Origin of the sequence: Devosia oryziradicis (assembly GCF_016698645.1) — a bacterium.
Taxonomy (GTDB): domain Bacteria; phylum Pseudomonadota; class Alphaproteobacteria; order Rhizobiales; family Devosiaceae; genus Devosia; species Devosia oryziradicis.
This window is the reverse complement of the sequence record NZ_CP068047.1, coordinates 694,066-712,268: the sequence shown is the minus strand read 5'-3', so window position 1 is coordinate 712,268 and position 18,203 is coordinate 694,066. Positions and strand designations below refer to the sequence as shown.

Here is an 18,203-nt window from a genome sequence, read left to right as displayed (position 1 = left end):
GGCGCCAGGCGCCCTTGCGGGAGATTTTATGGCGCTCGGGCCGGTCAGGAGATTGGGACTGCTGCTCGCCGGCACGCTGCTGGCCGGCGCCGCGTCCCTGCCTCTCCACGCCCAGACCGACACCGTCGCGCCGCCGGCGGTGACCCCTGCCCCAGCCGCAGAACCGCCTGCTGCGACGACACCAGCCGCCGAGAGCGCGACGCCGTCGGCGGCCACACCAGTTGCCGAGCCACCGGTCGATGGAGTGCTGAGAGGCACGATCACCGACGCGGAAGCGCCAGCCGCGGAACCAGCGCCCACTGCTGCCGACCTCGAGGCGGTCGAAGCATCGATCACGCTCAGCCAGGAGCGGATCGACGCGCTCAAGGCCGAGATCGCCGAGATGGAAGGCGATCGCACGCGGCAGAACGCGGCGCTGATCGCCGCCGCACAGCGGGTCAAGCTGGCCGAGATCGAGGTCGCCGATGTCGAGGACCGGTTGAGCGACCTGATCGTCCGCGAACTGGATGTGCGCGGCCGGCTCGACGGCTCCAATGCCGAAATCGCCAACGTGCTGGCGGCGCTCGAACGCATCACGCTCAATCCCCCGCCCGCGCTGATCGTCGACCCGGACGACGCGCTGGGTTCGGCGCGCAGCGCCATCCTCATCTCGGCCATAGTGCCGCAATTGCGCGCCAAGGCCGATGCCGTCACGGCCGACCTCAAGACGCTCACCGAAATCAAGGCTCAGGCGCTGGCGGAAGAGGCCACGCTCAAGGCCAACTATGCCGTGCTCGAAGAGGAGCGCCTGCGCATCGCCACGCTGATCGCCGCGCGAAAGCAGGGCATCGCCGTACGGAGCGAGGAACTGGCGGCCGAGGAGGCCGAAGCGGTGGCCCTGGCGGCCCGCGCCACCACGCTGCAGGAGCTGATCGGCAACCTGTCCGAACGCGCCAATTCCGTCTCAACGGCGCAGGACGCAAGCAGCAGCGCCGACGATCCCGACGCACCGGCGCTCACGCGCGAGCAGATTCAGGTGGCCCTGGCCAACAGTGCCCGAACCGAACCTGCGATCCCCTTCGGCGCTGCCAAGGGTTACCTGACCATGCCCACCAATGGCGTCAATGTGGTCGACTATGGCGCCGGCGACGGCTTTGGCGGCATCAGCCAGGGAATATCGGTTGTGACCCGTGCCGAGGCGCAGGTGGTAGCGCCTGCCGATGGCTGGGTGCTCTACAAGGGTCCCTACCTCAATTACGGCCAAATCGTCATTCTCAATACCGGGCAGAACTACACCGTGCTGCTCGCCGGCCTTGAAACCGTGACCGTGGATATCGGGCAGTTCGTGCAGATGGGCATGCCCGTCGGCACCATGGGATCACGCACAATTGGGCGCTCCGTAACCACCAATGCTGGCGCGACCCAGCCGACCCTCTATATTGAACTCCGACAAAACAACGAGCCCGTCGATCCGACCGGATGGTGGGCAAACCCGACACAGAGTGGATAGAACCCTCATGCGCCTCACTCCCCTTCGCGTTGCCGCCATCGTCATGGCGCTGTCGCTGCCTGCCGGCCACCTGGTTGCCCAGGAACCTGCCCCGGCGCCGGTCGAAGAGCCCGCGCCGCCCGCCGACGATCAGGCGCCGCCCGCCGAGCCCGCCCCCAGTGGCGAAGAGCCCGAACCGACGGCCGCGGAGAATGCCGCCGCGCCACGCGATCCACTTGAAATCTACGCCGACCTCAACTTGTTCGGCGAAATCTTCGACCGCATCCGCGCCGAATATGTCGATCCACCCGATGAGCAGGAGCTGATCCGCGCCGCCATCCAGGGCATGCTGACCTCGCTCGATCCCCATTCGGGCTACCTGCCCCCGGCCGACTATGACGACATGCGCGAGGATACCTCGGGTGAGTTCGGCGGCCTGGGCATCGAAGTCACCATGGAAGAGGGTGTCATCAAGGTGGTGTCGCCCATCGATGACACGCCGGCCGCCAAGGCCGGCATCATGGCCAATGACTTCATCATCGAGCTCGATGGCATGCAGGTGCAGGGGATGACCCTGGACGAGGCCGTCGCCAAGATGCGCGGACCGATCGGCACCTCGATCAAGGTCACCGTGTTCCGCGAAGGGGTCGAAAAACCGCTCGACTTCGAATTGACCCGCGCCGTCATCGCCATGCGCGCCGTGCGCTGGACCATGGAAGGCGGCGAGGCCGAGGGCGAAGGCGACGTCGCCGTGCTGCGTTTGAGCCGCTTCTCCGAACAGGCCTTTGTCGGTATCGAAAAGGCGCTGCAGGACATCTTCGCCCAGCGCGACGGTGTCGCGCCCAAGGGTATCATCCTGGATCTGCGCAACAATCCGGGTGGCCTGGTCGACCAGTCCGTCTATGTCGCCGATGCCTTCCTCAAGCAGGGCGCCGTGGTGCTGACCCGCGGCCGTATCCCCGAGGAAAGCGCCCGCTACGACGCCCAGCCCGATGCACTCGACGCGATGATCGCAGACGTGCCACTGGTAGTGCTGATCAATGGCGGCTCCGCCTCGGCTTCCGAAATCGTGGCCGGCGCCTTGCAGGACCACAAGCGCGCCACCGTGGTGGGCACGCGCTCCTTCGGCAAGGGCTCGGTGCAGTCGATCATCTCGCTTGGACCGGACGGCGCGATGCGCCTCACCACGGCGCGCTACTACACGCCCAACAACCGCTCGATCCAGGCGCTGGGCATCAGCCCCGACATCGAGATCAAGCAGGTCGTGCCCGAGGAGTTCCAGGGCCGGGACGAGATCATCGGCGAAGCCGGCCTCGCCGGTCACATCACCATCGAGGGGCAGGAAGAAACCAGTGTCGGCTCGTCGGTCTATGTGCCCGCCGACAAGGCGGAGGATACGCAGCTGCAGTATGCCATCCGTCTGGTCGACGGCAAGGAGACCAACGCCGCCTTCCCGCCCAAGGCCGAATAACGGCGGCGGCGCCGCTGTGTTATCAAGCCATATGGGGCGAGGCCGCTGATTCGCTGCCTCGCCCCATCGTCTTTGCATCGTGCGGAACTGATCAACGATGGCCAATGACCTGACGACCCCCCTGACAGGGCGCAAGCGCAAGGCCGGCGGCCCCCGTCCGCAATTGCCGATCGCCCGAACCCTGTTTGTGGTGCTGGCGCTGATTGCCGTTGCTTTCGTGCTGCGTCTGGTCCTGACCGACGATCCCAATGGTGGCCGCCCCAGCCAGGAAGTGGCCATCACCTCGACGCAAAACAGCAACGCGCTGGCCAACGAGGTCAGCACCGGCGCCGCAACGATCACGGCAGATCCCCAGCAGTTCCCCGCCGGCGGTTCGATCACGCCGGTGCCCACGGGCACGGCCAATGGCAATTCGATCGCCGGCATTCCCGACATTTTCGGCGCTCTGCCCGATCTCAGCGAGGAAACGTCCGACGGGCCGATCCCCCGCATTTCGGCCACGGGGCAAACCCCATTTGCCACCTATGCCCGTCCGGTCGACCCAGCCGCAGCCGCCGGCCTGCCCCGGATCGCCATTGTCGTGACCGGGCTGGGTATCAACGAGCAGGGTTCGCTCGACGCCATCGATGCCTTGCCCGATGAGACGACGCTGGCCTTTGCGCCCTATGGCAAGACCCTCACCACCACGGTGGCCGCCGCACGCGCCGCCGGCCACGAAGTGCTGCTCGAAATTCCCCTCGAGCCTTTCGACTTCCCGCAGAATGACCCCGGCCCGCAGACTCTTTTGACCGGCGAGCCACCGCGGTCGAACCTGGACAAGCTGTTCTGGCTGATGGCACGCTTCGGTGGCTATGTCGGCGTCATCAACAATATGGGCGCCCGCTTCACCGCCTCGGCCGTCGACTTTTCGCCTGTAATGGAGGAATTGGGCACGCGGGGCCTGGGCTATTTGGACGACGGTTCGTCCAATCGCTCCCTCGCCCAGCAGCTGGCCGAGGGCAACAAAGTGCCCTTCTCCCGCGCCGACCTCACCATCGATGCCAACCCCTCGCGCCAATCCATTCTTGCAGCGCTTGCCAGCCTTGAAGCCAAGGCGCTGGAGAATGGCCAGGCAATCGGTATTGTCAGCGCCCTGCCCATCTCGGTCGCCGCCATTGCCGAATGGGCCCGCGAACTGGAGACCAAGGGCATCATGCTGGTGCCTGCCAGCGCGCTGATGAAATAGGTTTTGCCATGTCCGCCCGTCCTGACCGTGAATCCCTGCCCTACCGCGACTGCGTGGGCGTTGCCGTGTTCAACCAGGAAGGCAATGTCTTCATCGGCCGGCGCAAGCCCGACGAGGGTACCGAGGACCGCACCGAAGTCGAGGCGCCCTGGCAGATGCCGCAGGGCGGTATCGATAAGGGCGAGGACCCCCTGCGCGCCGCGCTGCGCGAACTCTACGAGGAAACCAATATTTCGGCGGTGAGCCTCCTGGCCGAGGCGCCCGAGTGGATCTATTACGACCTGCCCGACGAGGCGCTCGGCATCGCGCTCAAGGGCAAGTATCGGGGCCAGCGCCAGCGCTGGTTCGCCTTTGCCTTTACCGGCGGGGACAGCGAGATCGATGTGCTCTCCCCGGGCGGTGGCAAGCATCCCCCCGAATTCGATGCCTGGCGCTGGGAACGCCTGACCCGCACGCCCGGCCTCATCGTGCCGTTCAAGAAGCAGGCCTATGAAAAGGTCGTCGAGGCCTTCGCCGACATCCCGCAGCGCTTCACCCATGTTTAGCCGATGAAAACCATCGGCCTGATCGGCGGCATGAGCTGGGAATCAACCGCCCACTACTACCGCGTCATCAACCAGGAAACGGCGGCACGGCGCGGCGGCCTCCATTCGGCGCCGCTGATCGTCCATTCCGTGGATTTTGCGCCCATAGCCGCCATGCAGTCGTCCGGCGACTGGGACGGTGCAGGCCGGCAGCTGGCGGCGATCGCGCGCGACCTCGAGGTGGCCGGCGCCGGCGTGATCGGCCTTGCCACCAACACCATGCATGTCGTCGCCGAACAGATCGTCAGCGCCATCAATGTCCCCTTTGTTCATATCGCCGATCCGACCAGCGACGCGCTGCTGGCGGATGGGTTCGAAACGGTGGGACTGCTGGGCACGCGCTTCACCATGGAAATGAGCTTCTACCGCGACCGCCTGGCCAGCCGCGGCCTGCAATCGCTGATTCCCGAAGTGGGTCGCACCAACCTCAACGGCATCATCTATGAGGAACTGTGCCTTGGTATCGTGCGCGACGAGTCACGACGCGTCTATGTCGACGCGATCAACCAGCTCAAGGCGCGCGGCGCCGAGGCGGTGATCCTCGGCTGCACCGAAATCACCATGCTGATCGACGATTCCAGCAGTCCGCTGCCGGTCTATGACACGACCGACCTTCATGCCAAGGCGCTGGTCGCGGCGGCACTGGGCTAAGCGTCACGGCGGGATGCCACGCCGCGATCATCCCCAGGCCGAAGCATGCTCAGGCCGCGCGGCGCGAAGCCGGGCTCGCACCGCTTTCCTCAAGCGTGAAGACGTCGATGATGCGGTCAAGCTCGCTGGCTTGCGCCTCGGTCTGTTCTATGGCGGCATTGGTTTCTTCCACCAGCGCCGCATTGTGCTGCGTCATCTCGTCGAGCTGCCGCACGGCGATGTTGACCTCCTCGATGGCCGACGCCTGCTGGCGGCTGGCCTGGGCAATGCCCTCGAGCAGCGCGGTGTTTTCCCGCACCGCCTCGCGTACGCCTGACAGACGCTCGGCAGCCTGCTCGACCAGGCGCGACCCCTGCGCAACCTCGCCGACCGACCGGTCGATCAGTTGCTTGATCTCGGCCGAGGCGCCCGCCGCCGACTGGGCGAGCCGCCGCACTTCAACGGCCACCACGGCAAAGCCCTTGCCGGCATCACCGGCGCGCGCCGCTTCCACCGAAGCGTTCAGTGCCAGGAGGTTGGTCTGGAAGGCGATATCGTCGATCAGCCCGATGATGCTGGAAATCTTGCCCGACGACTCGGTAATGCGGGTCATGGCCTCGGTGGCCTCGGCCATGACGACGCTGCCATCCTCGGCCGAGCGGGACACGGCATCGGCCTTGCTGCTGGCTTCGGCGGCGTGGGTCGCATTCTGCCCCACCGTATCGGCCAGCTGTTCGACGGCAGCCGAGGTTTCCTCGATGGTAGCGGCCTGCCGGGTGGTGCGCTGGCTGAGATCGTTGGCGCCGGCGAGAATTTCACCGGTCGCCACCTTGAGCGAGCGCGACGTGTGCCGCAGCTGGCCAACGATGCGCGTCAGCTGCTCGCCCACCTGGTTTGTGCTGTCGCGCAAGGCACCGAACGCGCCGCGATAATCGCCCGTCATGCGCACGGCAAGATTGGTATCGGCAAGCGCCGCCAGCACCCGCTGGGTTTCGCTCAACCCATTGTCGACCGTGGTCACCAGGTTGTTGACGCTGTTGGCGAGCTGGTTGAGCTCCTCATCGGGAAAATTGGCATCGACGCGGCGGCTGAAGTCGCCGGCCACGGCGGCGTCGACCACCTGGCCGAAGGCAGCACGCAGTGATTCCATCATGGCCGTGCGCTCGCGCTGTGCCCGGGCCCGCTGCGCGGCCTCGTCAGCGCTCATCGCACCAACCTTGACGCCATTGTCGCGGAACACGGCAATGGCGCGGGCCATCTCGCCCAGTTCGTCCGAGCGGGCGGTGCCGGCAACCGTATCGACGGCGTTGGGATCCTCGGCGATGCGGCTTGCCGTGCGCACCAGGCCCAGGAGCGGACCCGTCACCGACCGCCGGATGAAGAACGACAGGGCCGCGATCAGCACCGCGATTACCCCGACCCCGGCCAATGCAGCCATCACGATGGTCTGGCTCTGGCGGGCTAGACTATCGGTCATGTCCCAGGCAAAGGCGGCGGTGCCGACCACGGCCTTGTCCGGCCCGAACCGGGCCGGTACCGCCACATAGGCGATTGCTCCCTGCGCGCTGCTTTCCACGGCGCCGCTGGCCAGCGACCGGGCTGCAACCTCGGCCAGGGCGGCCGAATTGTCCTCGGCCTCGGCAGTGCTGGCAATGAGCTTGCCCTGGAGATCGAAGCTGGCTCCGGCGGCAAACTGATTGCCAAGCGACGCCTTGAGTCCTTCATAGGCGGTCAGCACGGCGTCGGCCTTGCCGAAGCGGATGCCGCCCGCCAGTTGCTCGGTGCTGGCTGTCGAGACGGTTGTATTGGCGCGCTCAAGCTCGCTGCGCAACAGGGCCGCATTCTGGCCGATGCCGACATAGCTGATGGCGGAAGCACCTGCTATCAGGGCTAGCAGCACCAGGCCAACGATCTTGCGGGTAAGGGTGAGCTTGAACATGGAAGTCTTCTCGCCAGAAGGAAACGGCCGCCTGGGTGGCGACCGTGAGGAAATCAGAGCATCGAAACGTCGACACCGACGGTAATGGCGCCGATGACATCGCCGGTCGCCGGATCGGTGATCGGCACCGATACCTGGCTCTGGAAAACCTGCGTGCTTTCGTCCTGCTCGATGTCGCCGATATGGACAGCGCCGGCGCCCGCACCATAGCTCATGGTGAACTTGTCCTCGTCGCCCTGCCAGTAGTCGGAAGTCAGCGTGCTCTGGGCCACGTTGAGACCCTTGGCATCCATGGCGAAGATTTCGGTGTACTTGCCGGCGGACGCCTCCTGCACGCCGGCCAGATACTGCGAGGCGGCATTGCCCAGGGTGGCATCGATCAGCGGCTTGCTGGCGGCGCCCACTTCGGCGCGCCATTGGGTGTCCAATGCATCGATCTTGGCCTGGTCGTAGCCGGCCGTCACCGCGTTCTGCGCCTGGATGGCGCTGATCAGCACGGGATCGCTGGCAAAGGCGGCAATTTCGCCCTTGCCCAGTTCGGTGAGCGGGGCGGTGAATTCATCCTGCGCCTGTGGCGATGCCGCAAGCAGGGCGGATGCGCCGATGACCAGCGCGGCTAGACCGGTACGAAGCATGGTAACACGCATGACAAGCATCTCCTTGACGGCAGCAGCCGGGTTGGAGCCAAGCATGGACATGCATGGTAAAGACTCGGTGAATTCCCCTACTGCTACGCCGCTTGGGCCCGCGCCTCCGCCGGTCTTGCCGCCTGCAAGCCCTCCCCGAGCACGAAGATGTCCACGATCTGGTCGAGCGCCTGGGCCTGCGCTTCGGTCTGCTCGAGCGCCGCATTGGTTTCTTCCACCAGGGCGGCGTTGTGCTGGGTCATCTCGTCCAGCGTACGCACGGCCATGTTAACTTCGTCGATGGCAACGGCCTGGTCGCCGCTGGCCCGGGCTATGGCTTCGACCAGCGCACTGTTCTGCCGCACCGCCTCGAGCATGTCGGCAAGCCGCGTCGCCGCATCGGAGACCAGCTGGGAACCGCCCTTGACCTCGTCGGCCGATTGCTCGACCAGCGCCTTGACGTCCGCCGAGGCACTGGCCGCCGACTGGGCGAGGCGCCGCACTTCGACCGCCACCACGGCAAAGCCCTTGCCGGCGTCGCCCGCCCGGGCAGCTTCGACCGACGCGTTGAGGGCCAGCAGGTTGGTCTGGAAGGCGATATCGTCAATCATGCCGATAATGTTGGAGATCTTGGCCGACGACGCGGTGATGCGTTCCATGGCCTGGTTCGCCCGGGCCATGACACTGCCGCTTTCGGCGGCGGCATGTGACACCGCACCGGCCTTGCCGGCCGCGTCCCGTGCCATTTTGGCATTGGTGGCAACCGTGCCTGCCAAGGCTTCCATGGCGGCGCTGGTTTCCTCGATCGTTGCCGCCTGGCGCGTCGTGCGCTGGCTGAGATCGTTGGCGCCGGAGAGAATTTCCCCGGTGGCCGACTTGATCGACCGCGACGTGGTACGCAGGCGCCCTACCACTTCGGCAAAGCGCGTCACCGTGCCATTGAGCGCATGGCGGAGATCCTCGAATTGCGGCTCGAAGGGCGTGTCGACAGTGCCGGTCAGGTCCCCGCCGGCCAGTTGCTTGAGACCGGCACCCACCGCGGCCACCGCCTGCTTGCGCGCGGTCACGTCGATGGCGAACTGCACGACCTTATAGGGCACCCCATCCAACCCCAGGATGGGATTGAACGTGCTTTGAATCCAGACTTCCTGCCCGTCGCGGGTGCGGCGACGATATTCCCCGCTCTTGAACTGCCCGGCGGCCAGGTCGAGCCAGAACTGGCGGTAGCTCAGGGACGCCGGATCGGCATCAGACAGAAAGGCCGCGTTTGGCCGGCCCAGCACCTCGGCGCGGTCATAACCGAGCAAATGGAGGAAGTTGTCGTTGGCGCTGAGGACCTCGCCGGTCGTACTAAACTCGACAACGATCTGCGACATGGAAATGGCGGCGAGCTGGCCCGTGTGGTCGGCGGCCACCAGCAGATGCCGGTTAGTCTCTTCACCCAGTTGCGCCACGCGTTCGGCATTGGCGCGGAAGACTTCCACCGCGCGGGCCATGGCGCCGATTTCGTTGCGGCGCTCGGTATAGGGTACGGCAATGCCTAGGTCGCCCCCAGCGACCGCACTCATGACGTCGGAGAGCCGCGGAATGGGGCGGGTCAGAAGCCGCGAGAGCAGCAATGCCATCACCCCGATCAGCAGCAGGGCCGCGCCGCCCACCGCCAGCAGCATGGTAAGATTCTGTCCCACCACCGCCTCGATCGGGCCCCGCGCCACCGCGACCAACAAGGCGCCGATAACGGTGCCATCAGCCATAGCGATGGGCAGATAACGGGTGAAATAGCCGGTGCCGTTGATGATTTCCTCAGCTTGAACCGGCTGATTGGCCAGCATGGCGTCAAAGAGCGGCGTTCCCGCCACGATCGGCGCGTCAAGCAGCCGCTCGCCGTCTGGCTTGAGCAGGCTTGAGGTCCCCACCACCATGTCTGGGCCAACCTCGGAGTCGTAGACATAGATTGCGGCATTCTCGCCCGCCACCAGAGCGATGGTGTCGATCACGTCATGGGTGCGGAAGCGCGGCATGGAGCGCATGGTGAGCGCTGCGACATTGCCGGCGTGGTCCCAGCCGATCTCCAGGTTCGGCAGGTTGACCTGCAGGATCTCGGCGGTGATGCGCGTGGCGCTGGCCACTTCGTGCCGCGCGTCGTTGCTGGCTGTGTTGGAAAGGCTGACGAACAGGCCCAGCAAGACGGCGCCGATGGCGACGGCGATCGAACAGATCGCCATGGCCGCAATGGCAAAGGTGAGGCGGATATTGCCCAGCAGCGAACCCATTCAATTCTCCAGCATCTGCGCATCCTTCTGGACGCGGCACGAAACCTCTTCCCCGCTGGCGAGACTGACGCTGTTTGATTAAGCGAATGTTGATGTCATGCAACTTTCATAGACAAATCAATAGCATGCCTATTATTTGTGCACATGAGGGCCATGTCGTTCACGGTCCAAAACAAAACGCCCGCGGGGCGACCCGCGGGCGTTGGAAAAGGTAAGCCGACGATCCTTAGTGGACGTGACCACCATTGATCTGCCCAGCCTCGATGGCCAGGTTCAGCAGGGCCGAGACGATTTCCTGGGCGTAGGACTTGTCTTCCGGCGTGGCGGCCGCGGCCAGCTCGGTCTCTGCGGCCTTGATCTGGGCCTGGAGGTCGGCGTGGTCGAATTCGCTGAACGGCGCCGAGCGCTCGGCCAGGATCGTGAGGCCTTCCGGAGAAACGTCCGCAAAGCCGCCCTTGACGAAATAGATGGCGTCCTGGCCGTTGAGACCATTGACGGTGATGAAGCCGGGACGCAGCGTCGTCATGAACGGCGCGTGGTCGTGCATCACGGTGAAATAGCCTTCACTGCCCGGAACGGTGACCGAAGTCACGACTTCCGACAGCACCAGCCGCTCGGGCGACACGATCTCGATCTTGAGGCCTTCAGCCATTGTTTTGGTCCCTTAGCGGAAAGAGGGGCACGCCGCGTGCGGCGCGCCCAACAAGCAATTAGGCAGCCTGTGCGGCCAGCTTCTGCGCCTTCTTGACGGCGTCGTCGATGGTGCCGACCATGTAGAAGGCAGCTTCGGGCAGGTGGTCGTATTCGCCGTTCACCAGGCCCTTGAAGCCCTTGATGGTGTCTTCGAGCTGCACGAACACGCCGGGCGAACCGGTGAAAACTTCGGCCACGTCGAACGGCTGGCTCATGAAGCGCTCGATCTTGCGCGCGCGCGCCACGGTCAGCTTGTCTTCTTCGCTGAGCTCGTCCATGCCCAGGATGGCGATGATGTCCTGCAGCGCCTTGTACTTCTGCAGCACTTCCTGGACCTTACGGGCGGTGTCGTAGTGTTCCTGGCCAACGACGTTGGCATCCAGGATGCGCGAGTTGGATGCCAGCGGATCCACGGCCGGGTAGATGCCCTTTTCCGAGATCGAGCGGTTGAGCACGGTCGTCGCGTCAAGGTGGGCGAACGAGGTGGCCGGGGCCGGGTCGGTCAAGTCGTCGGCGGGCACGTAAACGGCCTGCACCGAGGTGATCGAACCCTTGTTGGTGGTGGTGATGCGTTCCTGCATCGCGCCCATGTCGGTCGCCAGCGTCGGCTGGTAACCCACGGCGGACGGGATACGACCCAGCAGAGCCGACATTTCGGCGCCGGCCTGGGTGAAGCGGAAGATGTTGTCCACGAAAAACAGCACGTCCTGGCCCTGGTCGCGGAAGTTCTCGGCGACGGTGAGGCCGGTCAGGGCAACGCGGGCACGGGCACCAGGGGGCTCGTTCATCTGGCCGAACACCAGGGCGCACTTGGAGCCGGCGGCGGAGCCACCGTTCTCGTGCGGGTCCTTGTTCACGCCCGACTCGATCATTTCGTGGTAGAGGTCGTTACCTTCGCGGGTGCGTTCACCGACGCCCGCGAACACCGAATAACCACCATGGGCCTTGGCGACGTTGTTGATCAGTTCCTGGATCAGCACGGTCTTGCCCACGCCGGCGCCGCCGAACAGGCCAATCTTGCCGCCGCGGGCATAGGGGGCGATCAGGTCCACCACCTTGATGCCGGTGACCAGAACCTGGCTTTCCGGGGACTGCTCGACGAAGGCCGGAGCGTCCTGGTGGATTTCGCGCTTGGCGGTCTCGCCGATCGGGCCGGCTTCGTCGATCGGCTCGCCGATGACGTTCATGATGCGGCCCAGGGTGGCGTCGCCGACCGGCACGGCGATAGCAGCGCCGGTATCGACAACTTCAGCACCGCGAACCAGGCCTTCGGTCGTATCCATGGCGATGGTGCGCACGGCGTTCTCGCCCAGGTGCTGCGCCACTTCCAGGACCAGACGCTGGCCATTGTTGGTGGTTTCAAGCGCGTTCAGGATCGCGGGCAGGTGGCCGTCGAACGTGACGTCCACGACGGCGCCGATGATCTGCGATACGCGACCGGCCTTTTTGTCTGCCATTTGTTTGGTCCTTCGCTGAGAGGCTTAGAGCGCTTCCGCGCCCGAAATGATTTCGATGAGTTCTTTGGTGATCTGGGCCTGGCGCTGGCGGTTGTAGCTCAGCTGCAGCTTGCCGATCATTTCGCCGGCATTGCGGGTGGCATTGTCCATCGCGGACATCTGCGCACCGTAGAACGAGGCGGAGTTTTCGAGCAACGCGCGCAGGATCTGCACTGCGATATTGCGCGGCAGCAGGTCTTCCACGATCGCTTCTTCGCTCGGCTCATATTCGTAGGGCACGGCCGATGCTTCGGCGACGCCTTCGCCGGCGGGCTTTTCGAGCTTGGCCGGAATGATCTGCTGGGCGGTCGGCACCTGGCTGATCACCGAACCGAACTTGGCAAAGAACAGGGTAGCCACGTCGAATTCGCCGGCGTTAAACATGGCCAGCACCTTCTCGGCGACCTGGCTGGCCTGGGTGAACCCGACCTGCTTGACGTCACGGAAGTTGAAGGTGTCGACGATCAGGTCCGGATACTGGCGGCGCAGGATGTCGTGGCCCTTGCGGCCCACGGTCAGGATCTTGACCGTCTTGCCCTGACTGATCAGCTTGGCGGCATGCTCGCGCGCCAGACGGGCGATCGAGGAGTTGAAACCGCCGGCCAGGCCACGCTCGCCAGTGGCGACCACCAGCAGATGCACCTGGTCCTTGCCCGTGCCGCCCAGCAGCACGGGTGCATTTTCCTGGCCATCATAGACGGCGCCAAGTGCAGCCAGCACCTTGCCCATGCGTTCGGCATAGGGACGGGCAGCTTCGGCAGCTTCCTGGGCGCGACGGAGCTTTGCCGCCGCCACCATCTGCATGGCCTTGGTGATCTTCTGGGTCGATTTGACCGAGTCGATCCGGTTCTTCAGGTCCTTTAGCGACGGCATAGTGCTGTGCGCTCCTTATTGGGCCTTAGGCCTTAAGCCGCGTAGGTCTTCTTGATCTCGTCCAGAGCCGACTTCAGCTTGGCGCGGGTGTCGTCGCTGAGCTGCTTTTCGGTGGCGATGGTCTTGAGCAGATCGGCAAACTTGCCACGCAGGGCCGAGAGCACGGTCTTTTCGAAGTCGCCGACCTTGGAAACCGGGATCGAGTCCAGGTAGCCATTGGCGCCGGCAAAGATCACCGCAACCTGTTCTTCCGTCTTGAGCGGGGAGAACTGGGGCTGCTTGAGCAGTTCGGTCAGGCGGGCACCACGGTTCAGCAGGCGCTGGGTCGAGGCGTCGAGATCCGAACCGAACTGGGCGAAGGCGGCCATTTCGCGATACTGGCTGAGTTCGCCCTTGAGCGAGCCGGCAACCTGCTTCATCGCCTTGATCTGGGCCGAACCACCCACGCGCGACACCGAGAGACCCACGTTCACGGCCGGGCGAATACCCTGGAAGAACAGGTTGGTCTCGAGGAAGATCTGGCCGTCGGTGATCGAGATCACGTTGGTCGGAATATAGGCCGACACGTCGTTGGCTTGGGTTTCGATAACCGGCAGCGCGGTCAGCGAACCAAGACCGTGGTCTTCGTTCAGCTTGGCGGCGCGCTCGAGCAGGCGGCTGTGCAGGTAGAACACGTCGCCCGGATAAGCTTCGCGGCCCGGCGGACGACGCAGCAGCAGCGACATCTGGCGGTAGGCAACGGCCTGCTTGGTCAGATCGTCATAGGCGATAACGGCATGCTGGCCGTTGTCACGGAACCACTCGCCGATGGCGCAGCCGGTGAACGGCGCGATGTACTGCAGCGGAGCCGGGTCCGAAGCAGTCGCAGCGATGACGATCGAGTACGGCAGAGCGCCCGATTCTTCGAGCTGCTTGACGAACTGGGCAACGGTCGAGCGCTTCTGACCGACGGCCACGTAGATGCAGTAGAGCTTGTCGGTATCCGACGCGCCTGCGTCGTGGGCGGGCTTCTGGTTGAGGAAGGTGTCGAGAATGATGGCGGACTTCCCGGTCTGGCGGTCGCCAATGATCAGCTCGCGCTGGCCACGGCCGATCGGGATCAGCGCATCGATGGCCTTGAGTCCGGTCGACATCGGCTCATGCACCGACTTGCGCGGCAGGATGCCGGGGGCCTTGACGTCGACGCGGCGGCGTTCGGTGTGCTCGATCGGGCCCTTGCCGTCGATCGGGTTGCCCAGGCCATCGACCACGCGGCCGAGCAGGCCACGGCCAACCGGGGTGTCCACGATGGCGCCGGTGCGCTTGACGACGTCGCCTTCCTTGATGGCGCGGTCGTTGCCGAAGATCACGACGCCGACATTGTCGGATTCGAGATTGAGGGCCATGCCCTTGACGCCGCCCGGGAACTCGACGAGCTCACCGGCCTGCACGTTGTCCAGGCCATAGACGCGGGCAATGCCGTCACCGACGCTCAGCACCTGGCCGACTTCGGAAACCTGGGCTTCCTGGCCGAAATTCTTGATCTGGTCCTTGAGGATCGCAGAGATTTCCGCGGCTTTGATGTCCATTTATCCGACCTCTTTCATGGCGATCTTCATCGCGGCGAGTTTTGTCTTGAGGGAAGAGTCGATCATCTGGCTGCCGACCTTAACCTGAAGGCCGCCAATGAGCGATGCATCGACGAATTGATTGAGCGTCACGGTCTTGCCGAGCTTGGCCTTGAGCGTCTCGCTGAGTGCCTTGACCTGATCGGCGCTGAGCGGCGCGGCCGAAGTCACATCGGCAGTTACCTCGCCGCGGGCCTTGGCGGCCAGTTCGCGGAAGGTCGCGATGATGGCGTCCAGCGCGAAGAGACGACCGTTCTTGGCGATCAGCTTGAGGAAGTTGGCGACCAGTGCATTGGTCTTGCCCTTGGCGAGCAGGGCGTCGAGCGCCTGGGCCTTGCTATCGGCAGTGATGACCGGCGAACGCAGGAAACGCGAGAAGTCAGCGCTTTCCCCGATGAGGCGGGAGACGTCGGACAGCGACGTCTCGACCGATGCCAACTGGTTCTCGCTGGAAGCGAGATCGAACAGAGCCGACGCATATGGCCGGGCGATCTGGGTAAGCACTGAATTCTGCGCTGCCAATGCCGCTACACCCTCTTGGTTGCCTGCCCGCTTGCCACCATGATTTCTCTGGGAAACCCGGGCGGTTGCCGAAGCTTGTTCTTGTCTGGAAAAGGGGACGTCCGGAGACCCCTTCAAAGTCGGGCCCGCTCTAGCACAAGGCCCGCGCGGCTTGCAAGGCTTGGGCGGGCGATTCAAATGCGGCGAAAGTGTCGCAGGCTCAGCAGCGGCCGCATCGCGGCAAAATCCTTCCGGGGGAAGGATTTTAGCTGCTGAGGCCATGAGAGCTACGCTCGAATGGCCGGCAGGGTCAAAGACGGTACTGCACCTTACATGAAACTCATCGGGTCGATGTCGACCTGCACGCGCAGGTTGCCGGTGACCTTCTCGGCCTGGCCCAGCCAGAACCGAACATAGCCGGAGAGATCGAAGTCCTTGCCCGACTGCGCCAGCAGCCTTACGCGGTGGCGACCGCGCACCATGGCAATGGGCGCATCGGCCGGCCCGAACAGCTTGACCCCATCGGCCATCGGGGCGGCCGAGAGGAGCTTTTTGGCAAAGCCCATCGCCACATCATGCTCGTTGGCCGAAACGATGAGCGCCGCCAGCCGGCCGAAAGGGGGCAGGCCGCCCGCCTCTCGTGCCAGCAATTCGTGGGCATAGAAGGCTTCGCGGTCGCCGGTCACCATGGCCCGCATCACCGCATGGTCAGGATGATAGGTCTGGAGAAAGGCCTTGCCGGTCCGTGATGCCCGGCCGGCGCGGCCCGCAACCTGGGTGAGAATCTGGAAGGTCTTTTCCGCGGCGCGCGGATCGCCATGCGCGAGGCCCAGATCGGCATCGAGCACGCCCACCACCGAGAGCTTTTCGAAGTGGTGGCCCTTGCTCACCAGCTGCGTGCCGATGATGAGGTCGAACTCGCCGCGCTCGATTTCGGCAAAGCGTTCGCGCAACTGGGCGTTGCTGCCCATGTCGGAAGAGAGAATGACCCGCCGTGCGTCGGGGAAGCGCGCCGCGGCTTCCTCCGCAACGCGCTCGATGCCGGGACCGACCGCCGTCAGGCTTTCGGTATCGCCGCAGGCGCCACAGACCTTGGGCGTGCGCACCTCATGCCCGCAATGATGGCACATGAGGACGCCGCGGAACCGATGCTCGACCATCCAGGCCGAGCAATCGGGACATTGATATTGGTGACCGCAGGAGCGGCACAGCGTCAACGGGGCATAGCCGCGCCGATTGAGGAACAGCAAGGCCTGCTCGCCGCGATCGAGCGCCGCGAAAACCTCCCGCGCCAGGAGCGGGGCGATCCACTGACCCTTTTCCGGACCATCCACGCGCATGTCGATGGCCGTGATATTGGGCAGCGCGGCCTCGGCGAAGCGCGAGGTCAACAAGACATGGGCGTAGCGCCCTGCATTGGCATTGTTGCGCGTTTCGACCGATGGCGTCGCCGAGGAGAGAATGACGCGGGCATTGGCCAGGTGCGCCCGCACCACCGCCATGTCGCGGGCATGGTAGGTGATGCCGTCAGCCTGCTTGTAGGCGCCGTCATGCTCCTCATCGAGCACCAGCATGCCCAGTTCGCGAAACGGCAGGAACAGGGCCGAGCGGGCGCCGACCACGGCGCGGACCGTGCCATCGAGCACCCCGCGCCACACCCGCGCCCGCTGCGCCGGTGTCATGTCCGAATGCCATTCGGCGGGCCGGGTGCCGAAGCGCTTGGTGAAGCGGGCGATAAAGGTGTTGGTGAGCGCAATTTCGGGCAAGAGGATCAACGCCTGCCGCCCGGCGCGCAACGTATCGGCTACCGCCTCGAAGAAAACTTCGGTTTTGCCGCCGCCGGTCACGCCGTCGAGCAGCGCGACGCCGAACTGGTGCGGGTCGAGTGCGGTGATCTCGGCCAGTGCCTGTTGCTGGGCCGTGGACAGCGACGCGACGGCACCATCCGGGTCGGGTGGCAGCACGACCGGCGGAGGCGGCATTTCGAGCCGTTCGACCGCCCCGGCCCGCTCCAGTCCCTCGATCACCGAGGCCGAGACCCCCGTAGCGCCGACCAGCGCGGCCTTCGGCCAGGCCATGTCATCCATCAACGTGTCGAGCACGCGCAGGCGGGCCGGCGTCAGCTTTTCCGGCTCGTGGCCGGTGCGGCGAAAGGCAATCACAGGCTTGGGCGTATCGAGCGCCTCGGTGGAGCGCAAAACGGCGCGCAGCACCTGGCCGGGCGCCGCCAGCGTATAGCGCGCCACCCAGTCCACCAGCTTGAGCAATTCCTCGCTGAGCGGCGGAATATCGTAGGCCTGGGCGATGTCCCGCAGCCGATTATGCGCCACCATATCCTTGGGCGGTCCCCAGACCACGCCCAGGGTGAGCCGGGGCCCCAGCGGCACGGCCACGATCGAGCCACGCGTCACCACCATGCCTGGCGGGATACGGTAGCTGTAGGGTCCCTCGACGGCGACCCCCACCATAACGGCGACGATGTCTGGATGGTCTTCCATTTGTGCCCGTTCTGTTCGCATCGGAACATAGGGAGCGCAAGTGATTCTGCCAAAGGCGGCGGCTGCTGACAGACCCTGTCAGCGGGCAGGCGCAGGGTGTTTCTCCAAGCTCAGGAGGACAACATGACCCAGATGATCGACCAATCGCCCGCCAGCCGTTCCCTGCTCGACATGGTGGAACGCGCGAGCCTCTTCGCGCTGCTGCAGCAGGCGCTCGACCATCAGAAGCGGCCGCAGGAATTGCCGAGCCGACTCTACGCCGATCTGGGCCTGGCGCCGAGCCAGCAACCCAATTTCCTCCCGCATGGCCGCTGATCGG

Annotated in this window: 15 protein-coding genes; 6 read left to right on the top strand and 9 right to left on the bottom strand. The window is 65.0% G+C overall.

Going from position 1 to position 18,203, the window contains the following annotated elements; genetic code table 11:
- The first annotated feature begins 28 nt into the window (after positions 1 to 28).
- The 5 genes from JI749_RS03565 to JI749_RS03545 all read left to right on the top strand — a co-directional run bounded on the left by JI749_RS03565 (position 29) and on the right by JI749_RS03545 (position 5,399).
- The gene (locus JI749_RS03565; protein ID WP_201659125.1) at positions 29 to 1,489 is read left to right on the top strand and encodes a murein hydrolase activator EnvC family protein; all 1,461 of its coding nucleotides are present in this window, start codon (positions 29 to 31) and stop codon (positions 1,487 to 1,489) included.
- A 7-nt stretch (positions 1,490 to 1,496) separates the two neighbouring features.
- On the top strand, positions 1,497 to 2,939 hold the full coding sequence (locus JI749_RS03560) for a S41 family peptidase (RefSeq protein WP_233280848.1): 1,443 nt from the start codon (positions 1,497 to 1,499) through the stop codon (positions 2,937 to 2,939).
- Between the two features lie 97 nt (positions 2,940 to 3,036).
- Complete coding sequence (locus JI749_RS03555) at positions 3,037 to 4,164, top strand: divergent polysaccharide deacetylase family protein (RefSeq protein WP_201659120.1); 1,128 nt, start codon at positions 3,037 to 3,039, stop codon at positions 4,162 to 4,164.
- 8 nt (positions 4,165 to 4,172) lie between these two features.
- Complete coding sequence (locus JI749_RS03550; protein WP_201659117.1) at positions 4,173 to 4,709, top strand: RNA pyrophosphohydrolase; 537 nt, start codon at positions 4,173 to 4,175, stop codon at positions 4,707 to 4,709.
- 3 nt (positions 4,710 to 4,712) lie between these two features.
- Positions 4,713 to 5,399: an aspartate/glutamate racemase family protein gene (locus tag JI749_RS03545; protein WP_201659114.1), complete on the top strand. Its 687-nt coding sequence runs from the start codon at positions 4,713 to 4,715 to the stop codon at positions 5,397 to 5,399.
- Between the two features lie 49 nt (positions 5,400 to 5,448).
- Here JI749_RS03545 and JI749_RS03540 read toward each other — a convergent pair whose 3' ends face one another.
- The 9 genes from JI749_RS03540 to JI749_RS03500 all read right to left on the bottom strand — a co-directional run bounded on the left by JI749_RS03540 (position 5,449) and on the right by JI749_RS03500 (position 17,884).
- Positions 5,449 to 7,317, bottom strand: a complete 1,869-nt coding sequence (locus JI749_RS03540) for a methyl-accepting chemotaxis protein (protein WP_201659111.1) — start codon at positions 7,315 to 7,317, stop codon at positions 5,449 to 5,451.
- A 53-nt stretch (positions 7,318 to 7,370) separates the two neighbouring features.
- The gene (locus tag JI749_RS03535; RefSeq protein WP_201659108.1) at positions 7,371 to 7,964 is read right to left on the bottom strand and encodes a hypothetical protein; all 594 of its coding nucleotides are present in this window, start codon (positions 7,962 to 7,964) and stop codon (positions 7,371 to 7,373) included.
- Between the two features lie 83 nt (positions 7,965 to 8,047).
- Positions 8,048 to 10,216 (bottom strand): methyl-accepting chemotaxis protein, encoded by a 2,169-nt coding sequence (locus tag JI749_RS03530; protein WP_201659105.1) that lies wholly within the window; start codon positions 10,214 to 10,216, stop codon positions 8,048 to 8,050.
- 226 nt (positions 10,217 to 10,442) lie between these two features.
- The gene (locus JI749_RS03525) at positions 10,443 to 10,868 is read right to left on the bottom strand and encodes a F0F1 ATP synthase subunit epsilon (protein WP_201659102.1); all 426 of its coding nucleotides are present in this window, start codon (positions 10,866 to 10,868) and stop codon (positions 10,443 to 10,445) included.
- Positions 10,869 to 10,926: 58 nt separating this feature from the next.
- Complete coding sequence (gene atpD, locus JI749_RS03520) at positions 10,927 to 12,366, bottom strand: F0F1 ATP synthase subunit beta (RefSeq protein WP_201659099.1); 1,440 nt, start codon at positions 12,364 to 12,366, stop codon at positions 10,927 to 10,929.
- 24 nt (positions 12,367 to 12,390) lie between these two features.
- Entirely contained in the window at positions 12,391 to 13,278 is an 888-nt protein-coding gene (locus JI749_RS03515; RefSeq protein ID WP_201659096.1) for a F0F1 ATP synthase subunit gamma, read from the bottom strand.
- 32 nt (positions 13,279 to 13,310) lie between these two features.
- The gene (gene atpA / locus JI749_RS03510) at positions 13,311 to 14,846 is read right to left on the bottom strand and encodes a F0F1 ATP synthase subunit alpha (RefSeq protein WP_201659093.1); all 1,536 of its coding nucleotides are present in this window, start codon (positions 14,844 to 14,846) and stop codon (positions 13,311 to 13,313) included.
- On the bottom strand, positions 14,847 to 15,407 hold the full coding sequence (locus JI749_RS03505; RefSeq protein WP_267911660.1) for a F0F1 ATP synthase subunit delta: 561 nt from the start codon (positions 15,405 to 15,407) through the stop codon (positions 14,847 to 14,849).
- Positions 15,408 to 15,715: 308 nt separating this feature from the next.
- Positions 15,716 to 17,884, bottom strand: a complete 2,169-nt coding sequence (locus JI749_RS03500; protein WP_201659087.1) for a primosomal protein N' — start codon at positions 17,882 to 17,884, stop codon at positions 15,716 to 15,718.
- 123 nt (positions 17,885 to 18,007) lie between these two features.
- Between JI749_RS03500 and JI749_RS03495 the strand changes: the two genes are divergently transcribed.
- Complete coding sequence (locus tag JI749_RS03495) at positions 18,008 to 18,199, top strand: hypothetical protein (protein WP_201659084.1); 192 nt, start codon at positions 18,008 to 18,010, stop codon at positions 18,197 to 18,199.
- Positions 18,200 to 18,203 lie beyond the last annotated feature (4 nt).

Excerpts from the sequence above, each read along its gene's own strand:
- JI749_RS03560 (WP_233280848.1), top strand. The coding sequence starts at position 1,497 with ATGCGCCTCACTCCCCTTCGCGTTGCCGCCATCGTCATGGCGCTGTCG.
- JI749_RS03515 (WP_201659096.1), bottom strand. The coding sequence starts at position 13,278 with ATGCCGTCGCTAAAGGACCTGAAGAACCGGATCGACTCGGTCAAATCG.
- JI749_RS03540 (WP_201659111.1), bottom strand. The coding sequence starts at position 7,317 with ATGTTCAAGCTCACCCTTACCCGCAAGATCGTTGGCCTGGTGCTGCTA.
- atpD (WP_201659099.1), bottom strand. The coding sequence starts at position 12,366 with ATGGCAGACAAAAAGGCCGGTCGCGTATCGCAGATCATCGGCGCCGTC.
- JI749_RS03530 (WP_201659105.1), bottom strand. The coding sequence starts at position 10,216 with ATGGGTTCGCTGCTGGGCAATATCCGCCTCACCTTTGCCATTGCGGCC.
- JI749_RS03555 (WP_201659120.1), top strand. The coding sequence starts at position 3,037 with ATGGCCAATGACCTGACGACCCCCCTGACAGGGCGCAAGCGCAAGGCC.
- JI749_RS03545 (WP_201659114.1), top strand. The coding sequence starts at position 4,713 with ATGAAAACCATCGGCCTGATCGGCGGCATGAGCTGGGAATCAACCGCC.
- JI749_RS03525 (WP_201659102.1), bottom strand. The coding sequence starts at position 10,868 with ATGGCTGAAGGCCTCAAGATCGAGATCGTGTCGCCCGAGCGGCTGGTG.
- JI749_RS03535 (WP_201659108.1), bottom strand. The coding sequence starts at position 7,964 with ATGCGTGTTACCATGCTTCGTACCGGTCTAGCCGCGCTGGTCATCGGC.
- JI749_RS03500 (WP_201659087.1), bottom strand. The coding sequence starts at position 17,884 with ATGGAAGACCATCCAGACATCGTCGCCGTTATGGTGGGGGTCGCCGTC.
- JI749_RS03495 (WP_201659084.1), top strand. The coding sequence starts at position 18,008 with ATGACCCAGATGATCGACCAATCGCCCGCCAGCCGTTCCCTGCTCGAC.
- JI749_RS03565 (WP_201659125.1), top strand. The coding sequence starts at position 29 with ATGGCGCTCGGGCCGGTCAGGAGATTGGGACTGCTGCTCGCCGGCACG.
- atpA (WP_201659093.1), bottom strand. The coding sequence starts at position 14,846 with ATGGACATCAAAGCCGCGGAAATCTCTGCGATCCTCAAGGACCAGATC.
- JI749_RS03550 (WP_201659117.1), top strand. The coding sequence starts at position 4,173 with ATGTCCGCCCGTCCTGACCGTGAATCCCTGCCCTACCGCGACTGCGTG.